The sequence below is a fragment of the Streptomyces sp. NPDC051064 genome (assembly GCF_044455985.1).
Classification (GTDB): domain Bacteria; phylum Actinomycetota; class Actinomycetes; order Streptomycetales; family Streptomycetaceae; genus Streptomyces.
The window spans coordinates 74,798-93,607 of sequence record NZ_JBITFK010000014.1 but is presented as its reverse complement, the minus strand read 5'-3'; the positions used below and the strand labels follow the sequence as shown (position 1 = coordinate 93,607).

General features: G+C 70.3%; 21 protein-coding genes and 1 pseudogene. 1 reads left to right on the top strand and 21 read right to left on the bottom strand.

Annotated elements, in window-relative coordinates; genetic code table 11:
• Nucleotides 1–37 precede the first annotated feature (37 nt).
• The 7 genes from rlmN to rpsB form a co-directional block, all read right to left on the bottom strand.
• Nucleotides 38–1,144: a 23S rRNA (adenine(2503)-C(2))-methyltransferase RlmN gene (gene rlmN / locus ACIBCU_RS35975; protein ID WP_362931511.1), complete on the bottom strand. Its 1,107-nt coding sequence runs from the start codon at nucleotides 1,142–1,144 to the stop codon at nucleotides 38–40.
• A 240-nt stretch (nucleotides 1,145–1,384) separates the two neighbouring features.
• Entirely contained in the window at nucleotides 1,385–1,723 is a 339-nt protein-coding gene (locus ACIBCU_RS35970) for a DUF6191 domain-containing protein (protein WP_362931509.1), read from the bottom strand.
• A 316-nt stretch (nucleotides 1,724–2,039) separates the two neighbouring features.
• Nucleotides 2,040–3,128, bottom strand: a complete 1,089-nt coding sequence (locus ACIBCU_RS35965) for a phosphatidate cytidylyltransferase (protein ID WP_399236682.1) — start codon at nucleotides 3,126–3,128, stop codon at nucleotides 2,040–2,042.
• The gene (gene frr, locus ACIBCU_RS35960; RefSeq protein ID WP_031100531.1) at nucleotides 3,128–3,685 is read right to left on the bottom strand and encodes a ribosome recycling factor; all 558 of its coding nucleotides are present in this window, start codon (nucleotides 3,683–3,685) and stop codon (nucleotides 3,128–3,130) included. Before frr ends, ACIBCU_RS35965 begins: the two co-directional genes overlap by 1 nt.
• 115 nt (nucleotides 3,686–3,800) lie before the next feature.
• Nucleotides 3,801–4,574 carry a UMP kinase gene (gene pyrH / locus ACIBCU_RS35955; RefSeq protein WP_362931504.1) on the bottom strand — a complete coding sequence of 258 codons (774 nt, stop codon included), beginning with the start codon at nucleotides 4,572–4,574 and terminating at the stop codon, nucleotides 3,801–3,803.
• Between the two features lie 158 nt (nucleotides 4,575–4,732).
• Nucleotides 4,733–5,569 carry a translation elongation factor Ts gene (tsf, locus tag ACIBCU_RS35950; RefSeq protein ID WP_362931502.1) on the bottom strand — a complete coding sequence of 279 codons (837 nt, stop codon included), beginning with the start codon at nucleotides 5,567–5,569 and terminating at the stop codon, nucleotides 4,733–4,735.
• Nucleotides 5,570–5,670: 101 nt separating this feature from the next.
• Nucleotides 5,671–6,606, bottom strand: coding sequence for a 30S ribosomal protein S2 (gene rpsB / locus ACIBCU_RS35945; RefSeq protein ID WP_104789440.1), 936 nt, complete (start codon nucleotides 6,604–6,606; stop codon nucleotides 5,671–5,673).
• 277 nt (nucleotides 6,607–6,883) lie between these two features.
• Here rpsB and ACIBCU_RS35940 point away from each other — a divergent pair.
• Nucleotides 6,884–7,333 (top strand): annotated as a pseudogene (locus ACIBCU_RS35940) (peptidoglycan DD-metalloendopeptidase family protein); the annotation flags it as partial.
• A 155-nt stretch (nucleotides 7,334–7,488) separates the two neighbouring features.
• Here ACIBCU_RS35940 and ACIBCU_RS35935 read toward each other — a convergent pair.
• The 14 genes from ACIBCU_RS35935 to rimM form a co-directional block, all read right to left on the bottom strand.
• Nucleotides 7,489–8,046: a helix-turn-helix domain-containing protein gene (locus ACIBCU_RS35935; protein ID WP_362931589.1), complete on the bottom strand. Its 558-nt coding sequence runs from the start codon at nucleotides 8,044–8,046 to the stop codon at nucleotides 7,489–7,491.
• Nucleotides 8,047–8,143: 97 nt separating this feature from the next.
• Nucleotides 8,144–8,980 (bottom strand): RNA polymerase sigma factor WhiG, encoded by an 837-nt coding sequence (gene whiG, locus ACIBCU_RS35930; RefSeq protein ID WP_362931500.1) that lies wholly within the window; start codon nucleotides 8,978–8,980, stop codon nucleotides 8,144–8,146.
• A 262-nt stretch (nucleotides 8,981–9,242) separates the two neighbouring features.
• Complete coding sequence (gene dprA, locus ACIBCU_RS35925) at nucleotides 9,243–10,415, bottom strand: DNA-processing protein DprA (protein WP_362931498.1); 1,173 nt, start codon at nucleotides 10,413–10,415, stop codon at nucleotides 9,243–9,245.
• On the bottom strand, nucleotides 10,412–12,034 hold the full coding sequence (locus tag ACIBCU_RS35920) for a YifB family Mg chelatase-like AAA ATPase (RefSeq protein WP_362931496.1): 1,623 nt from the start codon (nucleotides 12,032–12,034) through the stop codon (nucleotides 10,412–10,414). Before ACIBCU_RS35920 ends, dprA begins: the two co-directional genes overlap by 4 nt.
• Nucleotides 12,034–12,393, bottom strand: a complete 360-nt coding sequence (locus tag ACIBCU_RS35915; protein WP_399236677.1) for a YraN family protein — start codon at nucleotides 12,391–12,393, stop codon at nucleotides 12,034–12,036. Before ACIBCU_RS35915 ends, ACIBCU_RS35920 begins: the two co-directional genes overlap by 1 nt.
• 132 nt (nucleotides 12,394–12,525) lie before the next feature.
• On the bottom strand, nucleotides 12,526–12,834 hold the full coding sequence (locus ACIBCU_RS35910) for a DUF2469 domain-containing protein (RefSeq protein ID WP_003965949.1): 309 nt from the start codon (nucleotides 12,832–12,834) through the stop codon (nucleotides 12,526–12,528).
• Nucleotides 12,835–12,897: 63 nt separating this feature from the next.
• Nucleotides 12,898–13,386, bottom strand: a complete 489-nt coding sequence (locus ACIBCU_RS35905; RefSeq protein WP_399236675.1) for an NUDIX hydrolase — start codon at nucleotides 13,384–13,386, stop codon at nucleotides 12,898–12,900.
• Nucleotides 13,376–14,149 carry a signal peptidase I gene (lepB, locus tag ACIBCU_RS35900; protein WP_399236673.1) on the bottom strand — a complete coding sequence of 258 codons (774 nt, stop codon included), beginning with the start codon at nucleotides 14,147–14,149 and terminating at the stop codon, nucleotides 13,376–13,378. The genes ACIBCU_RS35905 and lepB (ACIBCU_RS35900) overlap by 11 nt, the downstream gene beginning before the upstream one ends.
• Nucleotides 14,150–14,198: 49 nt before the next feature.
• On the bottom strand, nucleotides 14,199–15,080 hold the full coding sequence (gene lepB / locus ACIBCU_RS35895) for a signal peptidase I (RefSeq protein ID WP_362931587.1): 882 nt from the start codon (nucleotides 15,078–15,080) through the stop codon (nucleotides 14,199–14,201).
• On the bottom strand, nucleotides 14,998–16,056 hold the full coding sequence (gene lepB, locus ACIBCU_RS35890; RefSeq protein WP_362931488.1) for a signal peptidase I: 1,059 nt from the start codon (nucleotides 16,054–16,056) through the stop codon (nucleotides 14,998–15,000). The genes lepB (ACIBCU_RS35895) and lepB (ACIBCU_RS35890) overlap by 83 nt, the downstream gene beginning before the upstream one ends.
• Complete coding sequence (gene lepB, locus ACIBCU_RS35885) at nucleotides 16,049–16,822, bottom strand: signal peptidase I (protein WP_362931486.1); 774 nt, start codon at nucleotides 16,820–16,822, stop codon at nucleotides 16,049–16,051. The genes lepB (ACIBCU_RS35890) and lepB (ACIBCU_RS35885) overlap by 8 nt, the downstream gene beginning before the upstream one ends.
• Before the next feature lie 45 nt (nucleotides 16,823–16,867).
• The gene (gene rplS, locus ACIBCU_RS35880) at nucleotides 16,868–17,218 is read right to left on the bottom strand and encodes a 50S ribosomal protein L19 (protein WP_033304056.1); all 351 of its coding nucleotides are present in this window, start codon (nucleotides 17,216–17,218) and stop codon (nucleotides 16,868–16,870) included.
• A 124-nt stretch (nucleotides 17,219–17,342) separates the two neighbouring features.
• Nucleotides 17,343–18,164 carry a tRNA (guanosine(37)-N1)-methyltransferase TrmD gene (gene trmD / locus ACIBCU_RS35875; RefSeq protein ID WP_362931585.1) on the bottom strand — a complete coding sequence of 274 codons (822 nt, stop codon included), beginning with the start codon at nucleotides 18,162–18,164 and terminating at the stop codon, nucleotides 17,343–17,345.
• Nucleotides 18,164–18,778 (bottom strand): ribosome maturation factor RimM, encoded by a 615-nt coding sequence (rimM, locus tag ACIBCU_RS35870; RefSeq protein WP_399236670.1) that lies wholly within the window; start codon nucleotides 18,776–18,778, stop codon nucleotides 18,164–18,166. The genes trmD and rimM overlap by 1 nt, the downstream gene beginning before the upstream one ends.
• Nucleotides 18,779–18,810 lie beyond the last annotated feature (32 nt).

Sequence of the window (18,810 nt, the reverse complement as noted above, 5' to 3'; positions counted from 1 at the left end):
CCGGACCGGCCGGATCCAGCCCGTACGCGGGACCGCCTCAGCGCTCGGACGCCGCCAGCTGCCCGCAGGCGCCGTCGATCTCCTGGCCGCGGGTGTCCCGGACGGTGACCGGCACACCATGGGCGGCGATCGCTTCGACGAAGGCCTTCTCGTCCTCGGGCCGCGATGCGGTCCACTTGGACCCCGGCGTCGGGTTGAGCGGGATGAGGTTGACGTGCACCCGCTTGCCCTTGAGCAGCCGGCCCAGCCGGTCGCCCCGCCAGGCCTGGTCGTTGATGTCGCGGATGAGCGCGTACTCGATGGAGATGCGGCGCCCCGACTTCTCCGCGTACTCCCACGCGGCGTCCAGGACCTCACCGACCTTCCAGCGGGTGTTCACGGGGACGAGGGTGTCGCGCAGTTCGTCGTCCGGAGCGTGCAGCGAGACCGCGAGGCGGCACTTGAAGCCCTCGTCGGCGAAGCGGAGCATCGCCGGCACCAGACCCACCGTGGACACGGTGATCCCGCGCTGCGACAGCCCGAGGCCGTCCGGCTCCGGGTCGGTCAGCCGGCGGATCGCCCCGACCACGCGCTTGTAGTTGGCCAGCGGCTCGCCCATGCCCATGAAGACGATGTTGGACAGCCGCGCAGGCCCGCCCGGGACCTCCCCGTCGCGCAGGGCCCGCATGCCGTCCACGATCTGGTGCACGATCTCGGCGGTCGACAGATTACGGTCGAGTCCCGCCTGCCCGGTGGCGCAGAACGGGCAGTTCATCCCGCAGCCGGCCTGTGACGAGATGCACATGGTCACCCGGTCCGGGTAGCGCATGAGGACGGACTCGACGAGCGTGCCGTCGTGCAGCTTCCAGAGCGTCTTGCGGGTGGTGTCGTCGTCGCAGCTGATGTGGCGCATCACCGACATCAGGTCGGGGAACATCGCCTCGGCGAGCTTCTCCCGCGACGCGGCCGGGATGTTGGTCCACTCCGCCGGGTCGTGCGCGTACCGCGTGAAGTAGTGCTGCGACAGCTGCTTGGCACGGAAGGGCTTCTCGCCGGTCGCGGCGACTGCTTCCTTGCGCTCGTCGGGGGTGAGGTCGGCGAGGTGCCGCGGCGGCCGCTTGGCTCCACGGGGCGCGACGAAAGTGAGTTCTCCGGGCTTAGGCATGGTTCCTCCAGTGTTACAGACACGCCGCGGTCCCAGAGACCTCCGCAGGCTCAGGAGAGGTGAGGGGCCGGTGGCCTCGGGCACCCTCGGCCGCCATCAGCCGACGTAGGCGCCCCCGACGGCCCTGGGACGGCTCGGCGCGCTTGCGGGAACCGTGACCGATCGCACGGCGGGAGGGAGGCGCACACGGGCACCCGAAATCGCATGCGCGTCCGAGTCGGTGGCCCGTCCTGCCCGCTGTCAGGCCTTACCGGGCTCCCGGCGGCCCGGCTTCGGCAATCGGACCACCGCGGTGCCCATCGCCAGGTCCACCGTGGTCCGGTTCGGAGGCGCGCCGTCCTCCTCGTCGTCGCGCATCAGAAGAGCCGACTGCCGTTCCTTGAGCTCGTTCTGCTTCCCCGGCGAGAAGCTCGCGTGCAGTTGCTCGAATCCTGTCGCGGAGATCTGCCCCTGGCGGGCGCCGTTGCGCCAGGGGAGGACGCCCGCACGGCCCGCACGCAGCAGAAGCTGATCGACGAAGGCCAGGAGCGTCAGGCCGACGACCAGCCCGGGGAGGGTCATGAATACGGCGAATTCCATGCTGCCAGTATCTGCGGACCGCCCACGGGCGACCAGGGGTACGGAGCCACGGCACACACGCGGAATGTCCCCGCCCGGGGCGCGGGCACACGCAGCCCATGACCCTCATGTGCCGTCAGCAGTCGAACTCGCCGAGCGCTGGCAGGGCCCCCGTGGTTCACATGGGCATTCCTGGGGGTGTGGTCCCTATGCGGGGTGTACATCCTCGTACGGCTCCGCAGGAACGGCTGGAAGTTTCCCCGACGCCGTTGAGCACGCTCGGAGGGCCCGCCGGACGGCGGGCCCTCCGAGAGAGCGGGGCGCGGACCCGAGGGCCTCAGCCCGCTCCGACGAACAGCACCAGCAGCAGCCATACGACCGGGGCGCTCGGCAGCAGCGAGTCGAGCCGGTCCATGATGCCGCCGTGGCCGGGCAGCAGCGTGCCCATGTCCTTGATCCCCAGGTCCCGCTTGATCATGGACTCGCCGAGATCCCCCAGCGTGGCGCTGGCGGCGACGGCGAGGCCCATCAGCAGGCCCTGCCACCAGCTCCCGCCGTCGATCAGGAACTCCATGCACAGGGCGCCGGCCACCATCGCGAAGGCGACCGCGCCGAACAGGCCCTCACGGGTCTTCCCGGGGCTGATGCGGGGTGCCAGCTTGTGCGTGCCGAAGCGCCAGCCGACGGCGTACGCGCCGGTGTCGCTGACCACGGTCAGCAGGAGGAAGGTCAGCACACGCCAGGCACCGTCGTCCGCGGTGAGCATCATCGCGACGAACGTCGCCAGGAACGGCACATAGAACACGGCGAAGACGCCCGCCGTGACGTCCTTGAGGTACCCCTCGGGGGGCTCCGTCATCCGCCACACGAGCACCGCGAGGGCGGTGAGCGCCATCGCGACCCAGGCGCCCTCCGCCTCCCGCACATAGCCGGCGACCACCATCGCGGCGCCGCCGACGGCGAGCGGCACGAGCGGGGCGTTGATGCCCTTGCGCTCCTTGAGGCGGGACGTGAGCTCCCACAGGCCGACCACCACCGCCAGCACGACCACGCCGACGAAGACCGCCTTGACGATGAACAGGGAGCCGACGACGAGCGCACCGAGACCGACACCGACACCTATGGCGGCACGCAGATCACGCCCCGCACGCTTCTTGGGCGGCGGCGGGGACGGCAGCGGGGTGGACATGGGCTCCTGCGGCTTCTCGTCACGGAACAGGGGGCCGCTGACGCGCGCGGCGTCCCCGTTCCGGTCGTCGCGGTCGTCAGCGTCTCTACCTGCGTCGGGAACGTCCGGCACGATGGGCATGGGCCGAGTCTGCTGGGCACCGTGCACATCGTATGCAGGACCCGCCGGAGCGCCCCCCACCTCGGGCGCGCTCCAGTAGCCGGCTCCCTGCGGGGCGCCCCAGGAAGAGTCGTTCATCAGACTTCGAGCAGCTCGGCTTCCTTGTGCTTGAGCAGCTCGTCCACCTGCGCGACGTACTTCGCGGTGGTGTCGTCGAGCTCCTTCTCCGCGCGGCGGACCTCGTCCTCGCCGGACTCCTTGTCCTTGACGAGCTTGTCGAGCGACTCCTTGGCCTTGCGGCGGATGGAGCGGATCGAGATCTTGGAGTCCTCGGCCTTGGTCTTGGCGACCTTGATGTACTCCTTGCGGCGGTCCTGCGTGAGCTCGGGGAACGTCACGCGGATGATGTTGCCGTCGTTGCTCGGGTTGACGCCGAGGTCGGAGTCGCGGATCGCCTGCTCGATGTTGCGCAGCGCGGTCTTGTCGAACGGGGTCACCACGGCCATCCGCGGTTCGGGAACCGAGAACGAGGCGAGCTGGTTGATCGGGGTCAGCGCGCCGTAGTAGTCGGCGACGATCTTGTTGAACATCGCCGGGTGCGCGCGGCCGGTCCGGATCGCGGCGAAGTCCTCTTTCGCGACCACGACGGCCTTCTCCATCTTCTCCTCGGCCTCGAGGAGGATTTCTTCGATCACCACGTGCTCCTGCGTGTCTTGAGCGGACCCGGCATCGTCGGGTCCTGCGGATCCTGCGTCGCGTCCTCACCTGCACGGTGTCCGACCGGCAGGCCGTTGTCCATCTTCTGGGCCGTCAGGCCCGGGTGCTCCGGTCGCTCACCAGCGTGCCGATCTTCTCACCCTTCACCGCTCGGGCGATATTGCCCTCCGTGGTCAGCTCGAAGACGAGGATCGGGAGCTGGTTGTCACGGCAGAGAGTGATGGCGGTGGCGTCGGCGACCTTGAGGTCCCGGGCGATCACCTCGCCGTACTCCAGGGCGTCGAACTTCACCGCGTCGGGGTTGGCCTTCGGGTCGGAGTCGTAGACCCCGTCCACACCGTTCTTCCCCATCAGCAGCGCTTCGGCGTCGATCTCCAGGGCGCGCTGTGCGGCGGTCGTGTCGGTGGAGAAGTACGGCATGCCCATGCCTGCGCCGAAGATCACGACGCGTCCCTTCTCCAGGTGCCGCACGGCACGGAGCGGGATGTACGGCTCGGCGACCTGACCCATGGTGATGGCGGTCTGGACGCGCGAGTCGATGCCTTCCTTCTCCAGGAAGTCCTGCAGCGCCAGGCAGTTCATGACGGTGCCGAGCATGCCCATGTAGTCGGACCGCGCCCGGTCCATGCCGCGCTGCTGGAGCTCGGCGCCACGGAAGAAGTTGCCGCCGCCGATGACGACCGCGATCTCCGCTCCGTCGCGTACGACCGCGGCGATCTCGCGGGCGATGGCGTGCACGACGTCGGGGTCGACCCCGAGGCCTCCGCCACCGGCGAAGGCCTCGCCGGACAGCTTCAGCATGAAGCGGCCGGAAATCGCGTCGTCGCGCTTGTGGTCACCCTGTGTGGCGTCCGCGCCCTTGTTCATGGAGATTCTCCTCGTGCACATACGAAGAAGGCCATTGCCGGTGGGTCTGTTGTCCCTCAGCGGCAATGGCCTCCTCGTCAGATCTGCGGTCGTCCGGCTGAGTGCGGCCGTCGACTGCACCAGACCCTATCGGGGTCCACCGTTGTTCGCGGACGGACTCAGATGCCGACCTTGATGCGCGTGAAGCGCTTCAGGGTGACACCGGCCTCGTCCAGGACCTTCTGGACGGACTTCTTGTTGTCCAGCGCGTACGGCTGGCCGAGGAGGGTGGCCTCCTTGAAGAAGCCGTTGACGCGACCCTCGACGATCTTCGGGAGGGCGGCCTCGGGCTTGCCCTCGGCGCGCGTGGTCTCCTCGGCGACGCGGCGCTCGGCCTCGACGACCTCGGCCGGGACGTCCTCGCGGGAGAGGTACTTCGGGGCGAAGGCGGCGATGTGCTGGGCGATGCCCTTGGCCAGCTCGGCGTCGGCCTTGTCCAGCTCGACCAGGACACCGATCTGCGGCGGCAGGTCAGGCATGGTGCGGTGCATGTAGACGGTGACGTAGTCGCCGGTGAACTGCGCGAAGCGGTCCAGGACGATCTTCTCGCCGAGGTTGGCGTTGGCCTCGTCCACGTACGCCTGGACGGTCTTGCCGGGCTCGATCTCGGACGCGAGGAGCGCCTCGGTGTCGGCCGGGGAGGTCGCGGCGACGTGGGCGGCGAGCGTGTTGGCGACGGCCTGGAACTTGTCGCCCTTGGCGACGAAGTCCGTCTCGCACTTCAGCTCGAGCAGGACGCCGGACGTCTGGTCCTCGGAGACGAGGGAGACGACGGCACCGTTCTCGGCAGAGCGGCCTTCGCGCTTGGCGACGCCCTTCTGGCCCTTGATGCGGAGGGCCTCGACGGCACCGTCGACGTTGCCGTCGGCCTCGTCGAGCGCCTTCTTGCAGTCCATCATGCCGGCGCCGGTGAGCTCGCGGAGCTTCTTGACGTCAGCGGCGGTGTAGTTCGCCATGAGTCTGTTTCTCTCTCGAAGTCTGAAAGATCTACGGGTGAACGGCGGGGGCGGTGCCGATGCACCGGCCCCCGCCGTCATTCAGCCGTGACTGACGGGTGTCAGGCCTGCTCGTCCGTGGCCGGTGCCTCGGCGGCCGGGGCCTCCGCGGCGGGAGCCTCGGCCTGCTCGGCAGCCTGCTCGTCGGCGGCGGCGGCCGGCTCGGCGTCGGCGGCCTTCTCGGTCTCGGCGGAGGACTGCACCTCGGCGTCGTCCTTCTTCTCGCCCGCGAGAAGGTCACGCTCCCACTCGGCGAGGGGCTCGCCGGCGGCCTTCTCGCCCGGCTTCGAGTCACCGGTGGCGGCACCGGAACGGGCGATGAGGCCCTCGGCGACGGCGTCGGCGATCACGCGGGTGAGCAGGGTGACGGAGCGGATCGCGTCGTCGTTGCCCGGAATCTTGTAGTCGACCTCGTCGGGGTCGCAGTTGGTGTCGAGGATCGCGACGACCGGGATGTGGAGCTTGCGCGCCTCACCGACGGCGATGTGCTCCTTCTTGGTGTCGACGATCCAGACGGCGCTCGGCACCTTCTGCATCTCGCGGATACCACCGAGGGTCTTCTCCAGCTTGGCCTTCTCGCGGGAGAGGACCAGGAGCTCCTTCTTGGTGAGGCCGGAGGCGGCCACGTCCTCGAAGTCGATGAGCTCGAGCTCCTTCAGACGCTGAAGGCGCTTGTAGACGGTGGAGAAGTTGGTGAGCATGCCACCGAGCCAACGCTGGTTGACGTACGGCATGCCGACGCGCGTCGCCTGCTCGGCGATGGCCTCCTGGGCCTGCTTCTTCGTACCCACGAACATGATGGAGCCGCCGTGGGCGACGGTCTCCTTGACGAACTCGTAGGCGCGGTCGATGTACGACAGCGACTGGAGCAGGTCGATGATGTAGATGCCGTTGCGCTCGGTGAAGATGAAGCGCTTCATCTTCGGGTTCCAGCGACGGGTCTGGTGACCGAAGTGGACGCCGCTTTCCAGCAGCTCCCGCATCGTGACGACGGCCATGGCCGTACTCCTTGAGGTACTCGGTTTTCGCGACCGCAGGATTGCTGTCGCGCCTGACGCCCCGACGCGCCGTGCCACGAGGGACCGAGGAGCGCGGCCACCGTCCGCAGAGAGGGAGGTGGCGGGGCGTGCGAAGTCGACCCGGTGACCCGGATCGCCAGAAGAAGTGTACGGGACCCGCCGGGTCCAGGGTGACGGCGATGTCCACAACCCCTCGGCCGTCCACAGATCCGGGCCATGATCCCCATGGAACGGGCCTGCGGGAGATCGTTGCGCCATGTGCCGCTCACCTGGAGTAACCACCGGCCGGCCGCGTGCCGCACCGGTGGCCGTCCTGCTCGCCTTACTGCCCGCTGCGCTGCTCGCCCTCCTGCTGGGGCCGGCCTCCGCGAGAGCCTGGGCGGCGCCGCCGGGCGGTGAACGTGTCTGGCCGCTCGCGGACCGGCCCTTGGTCGTACGGGGCTGGGAGCCGCCCGCCGGTCCGTACGCGCCGGGCCACCGCGGGGTCGACCTCGCAGCCCCGCCGGGCACCCCGGTTCTGGCTGCGGCCCCGGGCCGGGTCGCCTTCGCGGGTCCGGTCGCGGGGCGCGGGGTGGTCTCCGTCGACGTGGCCGCGAGCGGGGAGCCGCCGCTGCGCTTCACGTACGAACCGGTGCGGGCGCAGGTCTCCGAGGGCGACGAGGTGGTCGCGGGGCAGGTGGTGGGGGTGGTCGGGCCGGAGCCGTCCCACTGCGCCTCCGGCTGTCTGCACTGGGGGCTGCGGCGCGGAGACGTCTATCTGGATCCGCTGTCGCTGCTTCCTCCGTCGCTGCTGCGACGGGGGCCCTCCAGGCTGCTGCCGGTGTTCGGCGTACCGCTCCCGGAGGCGGACGGGAGGCGCGCTCAGCCCCGGACGCCGCGCAGGATCATGGCCACGGCCGTGTCCGCCACGATGCCCGGCTCCTCGGCCGCGCCCAGCTCGATCCTGCGTACCGCGGCGTCCACGGAGCCCTGCAGGAGCATGGCCGCGAGCCTCGGTTCGGTGTGGCCCAGGTCGGCGAGCGCCTCGACGATCATGGCGATCAGCCCGCCGTGCGCGGCACGGATCTTCTCCCGGGCGCCGGCGTCCAGCTCGCTCGCGGAGATCGCCACGACCGCGCGGTGCCGCCGGTCCCCGACGAGGTCGAGCTGGCGGCGTACATAGGCCTCGATCTTGGCCTCGGGCGTACCTGCCCGCTCCATCGCGTTCTCGACCTCGGCGGCCCAGACCGGGAAGTCGACGGCGCAGAGCTCCTCGACCACGGCCGCGCGGGAGCGGAAATACTCGTAGACGGAGGACCTGGCGAGGCCGGTGCGCTCGGCGAGGGCGGGGAAGGTCAGCGCCTCCGTGCCGCCCTCGGACAGCAAGGAGCGTGCGGCGTCCAGGAGGGCGCCGCGCTGCATGGTCCGGTGCTCGGCCACGGAGGCCGCTCGAATCCTGGGCACCCCTCCACTCTACGGCGGGGCCGGTTCGAAGGGGGGTGCGCGTCGGCGGCCGGTTGGCCGAAGCCGCTCGTGCTCAGCGTCCGGCGTCGGCCAGCTTCGCCCGGAGCTGCAGCACCGACTTGGTGTGGATCTGGCTGACCCTGCTCTCGGTGACCCCGAGGACGTTGCCGATCTCGGCGAGGGTGAGGCCTTCGTAGTAGTAGAGCGTGACCACGGTCTTCTCCCGCGCGGGGAGCGTGTTGATGGCGCGGGCGAGCAGCCGTCTGAGCTCGCGGTCCTCGGCGACCTCGACCGGATTGTCGGCCGCGGTGTCCTCCAGGGTGTCCATCAGGCTCAGCCGGTCGCCGCCCTCGCCGCCGACATGCAGCAGCTCCTCCAGCGCCACCACGTTGGCGAGCGACAACTGGCTGAAAACCGCGTGCAGTTCCTCCACGGCGATGCCCATCTCCGCAGCCACCTCGGCCTCCGAGGGTGTGCGCCGCAGCTGAGCCTCCAGCGTGGCGTAGGCGCGCTCGACGTTGCGCGCCTTCTGCCGCACGGACCGCGGAATCCAGTCCAACGCCCGGAGTTCGTCGATCATCGCGCCGCGGATCCGGGTGATCGCGTAGGTCTCGAACTTGATGGCCCGCTCGATGTCGAACTTCTCGATGGCGTCGATCAGCCCGAAGACACCGGACGAGACGAAGTCCGCCTGCTCCACGTTGGACGGCAGCCCCACGCTGACCCGGCCGGCGACGTACTTCACCAGCGGCGAGTAGTGCAGGATCAGCTGCTCCCGCAGCCTCTCGTCGCCGGTGGTCTTGTACGAACGCCACAACTCGTCGAGCGAGGAGGGGGCGGGAGGACGCACAGTGCCACGCGCAGCCGGTGGTACTGCCGCGCGGTCAGACCCGGAGGTGTGCTGGGGCATGTGGTGCCTTGAGCCGTTCTGCTGTGAAGTGCTGGGACGTGTCTCTGGGGCGGAATCCTTGTGAGCGTAGCGTGACCGACGTGTTGCGGTGCGCGCAGGACAAGGGAACCGTGCGGTGCGATTGCGTGCCAAATCCCTTGTCTTTCTCCCTCCGCCTGACGGGGGTGATGGCGAGGGCCCGCCACCGCTCACACCGCCCCCGGAGGCCTGACCGGGTGCCGCCGAGGTCATCTGCATCACCTTTTCACCCGAATGCTCCGGGTCAAGTACCGCCTCGCCGCGCGTCCCCATTGCGTGTCCGTCCCCGCGTCAACCGCCATCCGTCGCCCTCGCGTTCGACGAACCCCAGTGAGTGGAGTTCGTACAACCGCCCGAGGGCTTCATCCGTGGACGCTCCGGCGCTCCTGGCCACGTCGCGCCCCTCCATCACGCCCGTCCCCGGCAGCGCGTCCAGCACCCGCGCGGAGGCGGTGTCGAGGAGGTCCCTGGGCAGGACGGGGCCGCTTCTGGCCGGGGCCAGCTCGCCGATGTCCCCCACCAGCTCGGAGATCTCGGCGGCGTCGGTGACCAGGACGCCCTCACCGCGCAGGAGTTCATGGACCCCGGCCGAGAGACCGCTCGTGGCGGGGCCCGGCACCCCCATCGTGAAACGGCCCAGCCGTTGCGCGTTCCTCGCGGTGACCAGCGAGCCGCTGCGGTATTCGGCCTCCACGACCACGGTGCCTCTCGTGAGTGCCGCGATCACCCTGTTCCGCAGGATGAATCTGCTGCGCGTCGGATGGTCCGAGGGCGGCAGCTCTCCCATGACCATGCCCTGCTCCACGATGCGCCCGATCAGCTCGGCGTGTCCCCGCGGATAGGCCACGTCCACCCCGCAGGCCAGCACTGCCATGGTCGCGCCGCCCGCGGCCAGCGCGCCGCGATGGGCGGCGCCGTCCACCCCGAACGCCGCGCCGGAGACCACGACCCAGCCGCGCTCCGCCAGCCCCGCGGCGAGGGTCGCCGCCATGTGCGCCCCATAGGGCGTGCAGGCCCGGGCGCCGACCAGAGCGACGGAGCGCAGCGCCCAGAGGCGCAGGTCGGACCGGCCGCGCACCCAGAGGCCGATCGGCCGTGCGTCCCCCAGGTCGTCGAGCTGGCTCGGCCACTCCCGGTCACCGGGGCAGACGAACCGCCCGCCGACCGCGGCGATCTCCGACAGATCCCTCCCGGGGGCGGCGCTCGACGCACGCAGGCGGTACGCGGCGAGCCGGGTCGCCGTCATCCCCTCCATCGCCTGCGCGGGTCCGTCCGCGCCCGTGAGACGCCGTATCAGCTCGACGGGCCCGATCTCACGGATCCAGCGGCCGGCGCGCTCGTCCCCGGGTTCGAACACCCGGGTCAGAGCGGCGCGTGCCAGCCGCTCGAGCTCGCCGTGGTCCGGCGGGGCGTTCACCGGGCGCCGGCCTGCATCGGGACCCCCCGCTGGATGCCCGTCCGCAGCTCCAGCGCCACCGCGATGTCCGAGGCGTCCGGGCGGTCGGCGGCCCTCAGGTCCGCCACGGTCCACGCCACACGCAGGACCCTGTCGAGGCCGCGGGCCGTGAGGACGCCACGCTCCATGTCCCGCTCGGCCGCCTTCAGGGCGCCGGGGGCCGCGACCAGCCTGGTCCGCAGCTCATGCCCGGGTACCTCGCTGTTGGTGGTCCAGGGGGTGCCCGCGAGCCGCTCGACGGCGCGCTCCCTGGCTGCCCGCACCCGGGCGGCCACCTCGGCGGAGGACTCCCCGCGGCCGCCGCTCCCCATCAGGTCCTCCCTTCCGACGGGCTCGACCTCGACGCGCAGATCCACCCGGTCGAGCAACGGGCCCGACAGCCGCGCCTGATACCGGCGGACAGCGGAGGGCGGGCACTCGCAGCCCGCCCCGGCCAGGGTGTGCCTGCCGCACGGGCAGGGGTTCGCGGCCAGGACCATCAGGAAGCGCGCGGGCAGCCGGACGACCCCGGCCGCGCGTGCGACCACCACATGTCCGGACTCCAGGGGCTGGCGCAGCGCGTCGAGGGCCCGGCCGGAGAACTCCGGGGCCTCGTCCAGGAAGAGGACGCCCCGGTGCGCCAGGGACACCGCTCCCGGCCGCGGCAGGCCGTTCCCCCCGCCCACGAGTGATTGCATCGTCGCCGAGTGGTGCGGGGCGCAGTACGGCGCTCTGCTGATCAGGGGTTCACCCGGCGGGAGGATGCCCGCGACCGAGTGCACCGCCGTCACTTCGAGGGATTCCTGCCGGGAAAGGGGCGGCAGGATCGCCGTGATCCGCTCGGCCAGCATGGTCTTGCCCGCCCCGGGCGGCCCGGAGAGCAGCAGGTGGTGTCCCCCTGCCGCCGCCACCTCCAGGGCCTTGCGCGCTCGCCCCTGGCCCGCGACGTCGGCCAGATCGGGCCGGTGCGCCGTGCCGTCGGCCGACAGCGGGGCCAGCCCCGTGCCGAGGCCCGCTCCGGGCACCATCAGCCCGGCGAGCATCGTGTCGGGGCGGCCCCGGTCGGCGGCCGGCTCCTCGGGCACGGGTTCGTCTCCGAGGACGGCGATCAGCTGGCGCAGGCTCCGTACGCCGAGGACGGAGAGTCCCGGCACGAGCGCGGCCTCCCCCGCGGTCTGCTCCGGGACGACAACGTGCCGGTACCCCGCTTCGGCCGCCGCGAGGACCGCGGGCAGCACCCCGCGCACCGGGCGCACCCTGCCGTCGAGGCCCAGCTCCCCGATCATCACCACATCGGCGATGGCCGCGGGGTCGATCCGCTCCGCCGCGCCGAGCACCGCGCACGCCACCGCGAGATCGAATCCCGAACCGCCCTTGGGTACGGAGGCGGGGGACAGCCCCACCGTGAGCTTCTTCTGCGGCCACTCCGCCCCGGAGTTGACGACCGCGGCCCTCACCCGGTCCCGGCTCTCCACCAGGCTCTTGTCCGGCAGGCCCACGAGCGTGAACGCCGCCACGCCCGGTTCCAGATCGGCCTGGACCTCCACCACCACGCCCTCGACGCCGACAAGCGCCACCGAGCACGCCCGCGCGAACCCCATCAGGCCACGCCCCGCACATGCTCGGCGACCGGGGCGCCACGCCTGGGCAGGACCACGCCGATCAGATCGATACGGACCCCGCCGGGCGGCGGCCCGCCGTGCCGGTCGAGCCAGATCTCGGCGAGCCTGCGCAGCCGCTCCGCCTTGGCCGGTGTGACGGCCTCCATGGGATGCTCGAAGGAGCCCGCCCTGCGGGCCTTCACCTCGCAGACGACCACCGCGTCGCCGTCCCTGGCGACGATGTCGATCTCTCCTGCGCGACACCGCCAGTTGCGCTCCAGCACAGTCATACCGGCGTCGGCCAGCAGCCGTGCCGCCAGATCCTCGCCGTACCGCCCGAGTGCCCCCCGTGCGTTCATATCGGCACCACCTCCGGCACCGACTGTGACGCGCCCCGCCCGATCTATTGGATCTTGGTGGACAACCAGCCCGATGTGGATATCCCGGCCACTCGGACGAGTGAACCGGGATATCGGAGGAGCACGCCGGGGTCAGCCGCCCGGGAGTTCGAGGTCGCTCTTGTTGAGCTCCTCGATGTTCACGTCCTTGAACGTCAATACCCGGACCTGCTTGACGAACCGGGCGGGTCTGTACATGTCCCAGACCCACGCATCCGCCATGGAAACCTCGAAAAAGACCTCACCCTGGACCGAGTGCACCTGCATCTCGTAATCGTTGGTGAGGTAGAAGCGCCGTTCGGTCTCGATCACATATTTGAACAGACCGACGACATCGCGGTACTCCCGGTAGAGCTTCAGCTCCATCTCGGTCTCGTACTTCTCGAGGTCCTCGGCACTCATGGCATGTTCCCCTTCAGCCGTGCGTCCCCCTATTGTGCGTCAGCCCCACGCACCCCTGGCCGATTAGACGATTTCGGGGGCGAGAACCAGCGGATCACTCGGGGGACCCTCGTCGAGCAACGTGCGCAGCAGCCCGGCGAGCCTGGTCGGGTACACCGTCTCACGCGTGGCGAGAAGTTCGGCGGAAGTCCACCACCTCAGACCGGCGACACTGCGCAGCTCCAGCTCGGTGAGCCCCTTCTGGTCGGTCGCGGTCTGCGACGTACAGGCCAGGAAGTACCACTCGTCCTGGTCCCAGCGCCGCCCGTCGAACGGGAAGGAGCAGGTCCTCGTCCACAGCAGCGGACCGAGGGAGACGTCCGTGATCCCGGTTTCCTCGGCGAGCTCACGCAGGGCGGCCTCCTCGCGGGTCTCGTCACCCTCCAGGCCGCCGCCCGGGGTGAACCACCAGCTCTCGGCCGGGTTCGCCGGCTCGAAGCCGTGCAGCAGCAGGATCCGGTCGTCCGGGCCCAGGAGCACCACGCGAGCGACCTTGCGTGCCTCAGTGAGCACCGGCGGACACCTTCGGCCTCTTGCTCCCCCGTCCGGAGCGCGCCGCGAGCGGTCCGTAGGACGCCCCGCCCAGGATGAGCACCACACCCGCCACGAGGGCGCCCACCTGCAGCGGCAGCGGTCCCTCGGACGACACGCCGCCGGGCAGGGACGCGAAGGCGTCGGGCCGGCCGATCATGCCGTTCATGGGCCAGGCGATGGCGTCCACCCGCGCCTGGACGGCGCCACGCGGCACCGAGCCCTGTCCCGGGTCCTCCAGGTGGACGCGGGAGTCCATGGAGGTGTTGCGCTCGTCCCCGAGGAGGAAGAGCTGGCCCTCGGGCACATCGGCCGTGAAGTTCTGGGGCGAGGCCGGGGCGTTCCCGTCCGCCGGGAGGAGGGACGAGGCGCCCTCCCCGCGCAGATACGGTTCTTCGATGGGCTTGCCGTTGACGGTGAGCCGGCCTTCCTTGTCGCAGCAGGCGATCTTGTCGCCGCCCACGCCCACGACCCGCTTCACCATGGGCACGTCGCCCCACGTCGAGTCGGTGAAGACGACCACGTCTCCGCGCCGCACGTCGCCGCCGCCTATCCGCTCCGCGAGGACCCGGTCGCCGGCGTTCACCGTCGGCGTCATCGAGTCGGTCGGCACGGTGTACGGCTTGTACACCACCGCTCCCCAGGCGAAACCGCCGAGGAAGAGCACACAGCCGACGGCCACGGCCAGGTTCGACAACACGTTGCCGAGCCGGCCGCGGCCGTCGTCACGTTCTGATCCACTCATCCCAGCGCTCCCCCATCGGAGATCGACAATCGCTGATCCGAGCGGCACCCTACCCGGCGGTATGCCCGCGGGTCAGCCTGCGGCGACGCCAGAACACGAGGGGCAGCGCTCCGGCTACACCGAGTGCTCCCGGAACGGCCGCCGAGGCAGCCGCGTTCAGCCCGGGCTGGTCGAACGTCTTCGGCACCGGGAGGGTCGCCCAGCGGTTGATGGGCCAGGCCACGACCACGGCCCGACCGACCACCTCGTCCGTGGAAACCGTGCCCTGACCGGGAAGCTCCTGGTGGTAACGGGAGTCCAGCGAATTCTGCCGGTGGTCGCCCATCACCCAGATCCGGCCTTCGGGCACGTGGATCGGCCCGAACGGCTCGTCGTCGCAGGCACTGTTGCCCTCGAAGATGAACGACTTGTCGTCCAGCGCCTTGCCGTTGACCGTCACCGGCCCGTTCTTCTTGCACTGGACGGTGTCGCCGCCGACGGCGATGACCCTCTTGATCAGGTCCTTCTCCTCGGCGGACGGCATCAGTCCGATGAAGCTCAGGAACTTCTGCACCGCGTTGGGCTCGGGCGTCGCGGTGTCCTCCAGCCAGCCGCCCGGGTCGTGGAAGACCACGACCTCTCCGCGCTCCGGCTCCGAACCGAACCACGGAGTCAGCTTGTCGACCAGCACCCGGTCACCCCGCTGCAGGGTGTTCTGCATGGAGTCCGAGGGGATGGAGAACGCCTGTACCAGGAACGTCTTGATCAGCAGCGCGAGAATGAGCGCGATGCCGATGAGGAGCGGCAGCTCCTTCCAGAACGAACGCGGCTTCTTCACCGCCGTACTGCCACCGCCCGGGGACTCGCCGTCACTCTCCGCCTCCACCGGGACCCCGTCGCTCGAAGGCCGGTCCTCGGGTTCGTCGTGTCCGGATCGTGCGCCGACCGCCAAATCCCCCACATCCACTCCTCACTCCGTGCCACCGCCCGCGCCCGATTCGGCGCAGGCCCACCACTCCCATAACGAGCGGGAGTTCCGCAGGGGTCGGGAGCAGGACCATTCCGTTGCGATCCTGGGAGGACACACTATTCGACGGGGCCTTCGCAGCGGTCGCTCCGACGCCCCCCTCGGGAACGGAGGCATACGTTCCGGGCTCTTCCAGCCTGCGCCAATGCCCGAAGGGCCAGGCGATCACCACGGCCCGCCCCACGACCTCGTCCTCCGAAACCGTGCCCTTCCCCGGCTTGTCGAGATGGAATCGCGAGTCGGCGGAATTCGACCGGTGGTCGCCCATGACGAAGATGCGGCCCTCGGGAACCTTTACCTCGAATTTGAGAGTGGAGGGCACATCGCCGGGATTCAGGTACGGCTCGTCGAGCGCCACGCCGTTGACCGTGATCCTGCCGTCGGCGCCGCAGCACTTCACGGTGTCGCCCCCGACCGCCACCACGCGCTTGATCAGGTCCTGCTCGTCCTCGGAGGGCAGCAGTCCGATGAAGGTCAGCAGTTCCTTGACCTGTTTGACCCCGGCGGGCGGGTCCTCGGTGGCCGTGTTCTCCTGCTGCAGCCAGCCACCCGGGTCCTTGAAGACGACCACGTCGCCGCGCTGCGGTTCGGAGCCGAACCAGGGCGTCAGCTTGTCCACCAGCACCCGGTCGCCGATCCGGATGGTCTGCTCCATCGACCCGGAGGGGATCACGAAGGCCTGGACGAGGAAGGTCTTGAGTACGAGCGCGATCAGCAGCGCGACCAGGACGAGGAGGGGTATCTCCTTGATCGCGGACCGGCGCCGGCGGCGTTTCACCCTGCGGGCCAGCTTGCGGCGCTCCGCCCGCGTGGGCAGTGAGCGGCCCGTGGCCGGCCTCGACCCGGTGGGCAGCGGCTGGCCGGTGTCCGGCGCTCCCGGCCTACGCCCCCGGTTACCCATGGTCCGCGTCCGCCGGCCGTATGCCGGTGAAGGCGTCGGTGCCCTCCAGGGAGCCGAGCCTGCCGAGCGGCCAGCCGAGCCAGTCGACCCGTCCGATCACCCGCTCCACGGGCACCATGCCGCCCCCCGGCTGCCCCAGGTGGTCCCTGGAGTCCCGCGAGTTGCTGCGGTGGTCGCCCATCACCCACAGCCTGCCGTCGGGCACCACGATGTCGAAGGAGACGTCGGACGGGCGATCACCCGGGTGCAGATACTCCTCGTCCACCGGGGCGCCGTTCACCTCGAGCCTCCCCCGCTTGTCGCAGCAGACCACACGGTCGCCCCCCACGCCCACCACCCGCTTCACGAAGTCGGACCCGGCGGGTTCGGCCAGTCCCAGGGACGCGGCCGCCCCGTGCAGCAGCGCGCCGACGGCGTTCCCGTCGGACGCCGTCTCCTGTACGAAGGATCCGGTGCCGTCGAAGACCACCACGTCGCCGCGGTGGGGCTCCGAGCCGAAACGGTACGCCAGTTTGTTGACGAGGACCCGGTCCCCGACGCGCAGCGTGGGCTGCATCGAGCCGCTGGGGATGAGGAAGGGCTGCAGCACGAAGGCGCTGAAGAGCAGCAGGGCGACCGTGCAGAGCATGCCCAGGAAGACGGTTCGCCCCCAGGTGATCGACCCGGCCGGCCGGTCCCGCACATGCGTGGAGCGCGACCCCTCCTCCGCCCCTTCTGCGGGGCCGGAGGAACGATCGCGCTCCATGTGCTGTGCTTCCGTGTCCATCGGGGCCGAATCCTATCCGGCCGCGCTGTGGACGCCGGAGGTGAATCAGCGGTCGCGCTTCTCCTTGATCTTCGCGGCCTTGCCGCGGAGCTCACGGAGGAAGTACAGCTTGGCGCGACGGACGTCACCGCGGGTGACGAGCTCGATCTTCTCGAAGATCGGGCTGTGCACCGGGAAGGTGCGCTCGACGCCGACGCTGAAGGAGACCTTGCGGACCGTGAAGGTCTCGCTGATGCCCGAGCCCTGGCGACGGATGACAATGCCCTTGAACTGCTGGATACGGGAGCGGTTGCCCTCGATCACGCGCACGTGGACGTTGACCGTGTCACCCGGGCGGAACGCCGGGAGGTCGGTACGGAGCGAGGCGGCGTTGACGCCATCGAGCAGGGAAGTCATGTTGTCTGCTTTCTTCGCCGATGCCACAGGTCATCGACGGGAGAGAGTGAAGTTCGGATGCTGATCACATCGGGCGGGCGTCTTTCCCCCTGTGGCAGGGGCGCACGCCGGACGTACAGCGGGCCTATTCTTCCACGGCCTCGGGCCTGCGCCAAAATCGTCCGTCGGGCCCCGGGGACCAGCCGAGGATGGAGAGCATCTCGCGGTCCTTCTTGTCGAAGCCCGAGGCCTCGCAACGCTCGATGAGGTCGGGCCTGTTGAGAGCGGTACGGCGGAAGGCCTCGTCCCGTCGCCAGCGTGCGATCCGGCCGTGGTGGCCGCTCAGCAGCACCTCGGGAATGTCACGTCCCCGCCACTCGGGGGGCTTCGTGTAGACCGGCCCCTCGAGCAGGTCGGCCATGGCCCCGGGCGCGAAGGAGTCGTCGCGGTGCGACTCGGCGTTGCCGAGCACCCCGGGCAGCAGCCGGGCCACAGCCTCGGTGATCACCAGGACGGCGGCTTCCCCGCCCGCGAGGACGTAGTCCCCGATGGACACCTCGATGACCGGCATCCGGGTCGCGTACTCGTCCATCACCCTGCGGTCGATGCCCTCGTAGCGGGCGGGGGTGAAGATCAGCCACGGCCGTTCCGAGAGCTCGACGGCCAGTTCCTGCGTGAAGGGCCGGCCGCTCGGCGTGGGCACCACGAGCACCGGGGAGTGCGCCCCGGCCTCGTATCCGCCGGCCAGCGCGTCGTCCAGGGCGTCACCCCAGGGCTCGGTCTTCATGACCATGCCGGGGCCACCGCCGTAGGGGGTGTCGTCCACCGTGTTGTGCCGGTCGTACGTCCAGTCGCGCAGGTCGTGGACGTGTACGTCGAGACGCCCCCGGGCGCGCGCCTTGCCGACGAGCGAGACGTTCAGGGGTTCCAGGTACTCAGGGAAGATCGTGACGACGTCGAGCCGCATCACGCGTCGCCCTTCCCTGCGTCGGCCGCCGCGTCGCTCCCGGAGCCGTCCTCGTCCTGCGTGGAGGCGGTGTCCTCGTCACGCGTGGAGGCGATCACCGCCTCACTCTCGTCGATCAGGCCCGGGGGCGGGGTGATGACGGCCCGCTGCTCCTCCAGGTCGATCTCGGTGACGATCTCCTCGACGAACGGGATCATCACCTCGCTGCCGTCCGGCCGTTCCACGATGAACAGGTCCTGCGACGGCAGGTGCGTGATCTCGGTGATCCGGCCGATCTCCGTGCCGTCGGTGAGGACGACGTCGAGGTCCATCAGCTGGTGGTCGTAGAACTCCTCGGGATCCTCGGGCAGTTCCGCCGGGTCGATCTCGGCGATCAGAAGGATGTTGCGCAGCGCCTCGGCGGCCGTACGGTCGCGCACGCCCTCGAACCGCAGCAGCAGCCTGCCGCTGTGCACCCGGCCGGTCTCGATCGTCAGTGGCCCGGCATGGGCCGGCTCCGTGGCCAGCACGGCACCGGGCCCGAGCCGGAGCTCGGGCTCGTCGGTGCGCACCTCGACGGTGACCTCGCCCTTGATGCCGTGGGCGCGACCGATCCGCGCAACTACCAACTGCACGCTACTTCTCCCGGTGATCTCTTACTTGAGGA

Excerpts from the sequence above, each read along its gene's own strand:
- ACIBCU_RS35915 (WP_399236677.1), bottom strand. The coding sequence starts at position 12,393 with ATGAACGCACGGGGGGCACTCGGGCGGTACGGCGAGGATCTGGCGGCA.
- lepB (WP_362931488.1), bottom strand. The coding sequence starts at position 16,056 with ATGGGTAACCGGGGGCGTAGGCCGGGAGCGCCGGACACCGGCCAGCCG.
- lepB (WP_362931486.1), bottom strand. The coding sequence starts at position 16,822 with ATGGACACGGAAGCACAGCACATGGAGCGCGATCGTTCCTCCGGCCCC.
- trmD (WP_362931585.1), bottom strand. The coding sequence starts at position 18,164 with ATGCGGCTCGACGTCGTCACGATCTTCCCTGAGTACCTGGAACCCCTG.
- rplS (WP_033304056.1), bottom strand. The coding sequence starts at position 17,218 with ATGACTTCCCTGCTCGATGGCGTCAACGCCGCCTCGCTCCGTACCGAC.
- rlmN (WP_362931511.1), bottom strand. The coding sequence starts at position 1,144 with ATGCCTAAGCCCGGAGAACTCACTTTCGTCGCGCCCCGTGGAGCCAAG.
- ACIBCU_RS35910 (WP_003965949.1), bottom strand. The coding sequence starts at position 12,834 with ATGAGTGCCGAGGACCTCGAGAAGTACGAGACCGAGATGGAGCTGAAG.
- rpsB (WP_104789440.1), bottom strand. The coding sequence starts at position 6,606 with ATGGCCGTCGTCACGATGCGGGAGCTGCTGGAAAGCGGCGTCCACTTC.
- lepB (WP_399236673.1), bottom strand. The coding sequence starts at position 14,149 with ATGAGTGGATCAGAACGTGACGACGGCCGCGGCCGGCTCGGCAACGTG.
- ACIBCU_RS35965 (WP_399236682.1), bottom strand. The coding sequence starts at position 3,128 with ATGAACGACTCTTCCTGGGGCGCCCCGCAGGGAGCCGGCTACTGGAGC.
- tsf (WP_362931502.1), bottom strand. The coding sequence starts at position 5,569 with ATGGCGAACTACACCGCCGCTGACGTCAAGAAGCTCCGCGAGCTCACC.
- pyrH (WP_362931504.1), bottom strand. The coding sequence starts at position 4,574 with ATGAACAAGGGCGCGGACGCCACACAGGGTGACCACAAGCGCGACGAC.
- ACIBCU_RS35920 (WP_362931496.1), bottom strand. The coding sequence starts at position 12,034 with ATGGGGTTCGCGCGGGCGTGCTCGGTGGCGCTTGTCGGCGTCGAGGGC.
- ACIBCU_RS35970 (WP_362931509.1), bottom strand. The coding sequence starts at position 1,723 with ATGGAATTCGCCGTATTCATGACCCTCCCCGGGCTGGTCGTCGGCCTG.
- whiG (WP_362931500.1), bottom strand. The coding sequence starts at position 8,980 with ATGCCCCAGCACACCTCCGGGTCTGACCGCGCGGCAGTACCACCGGCT.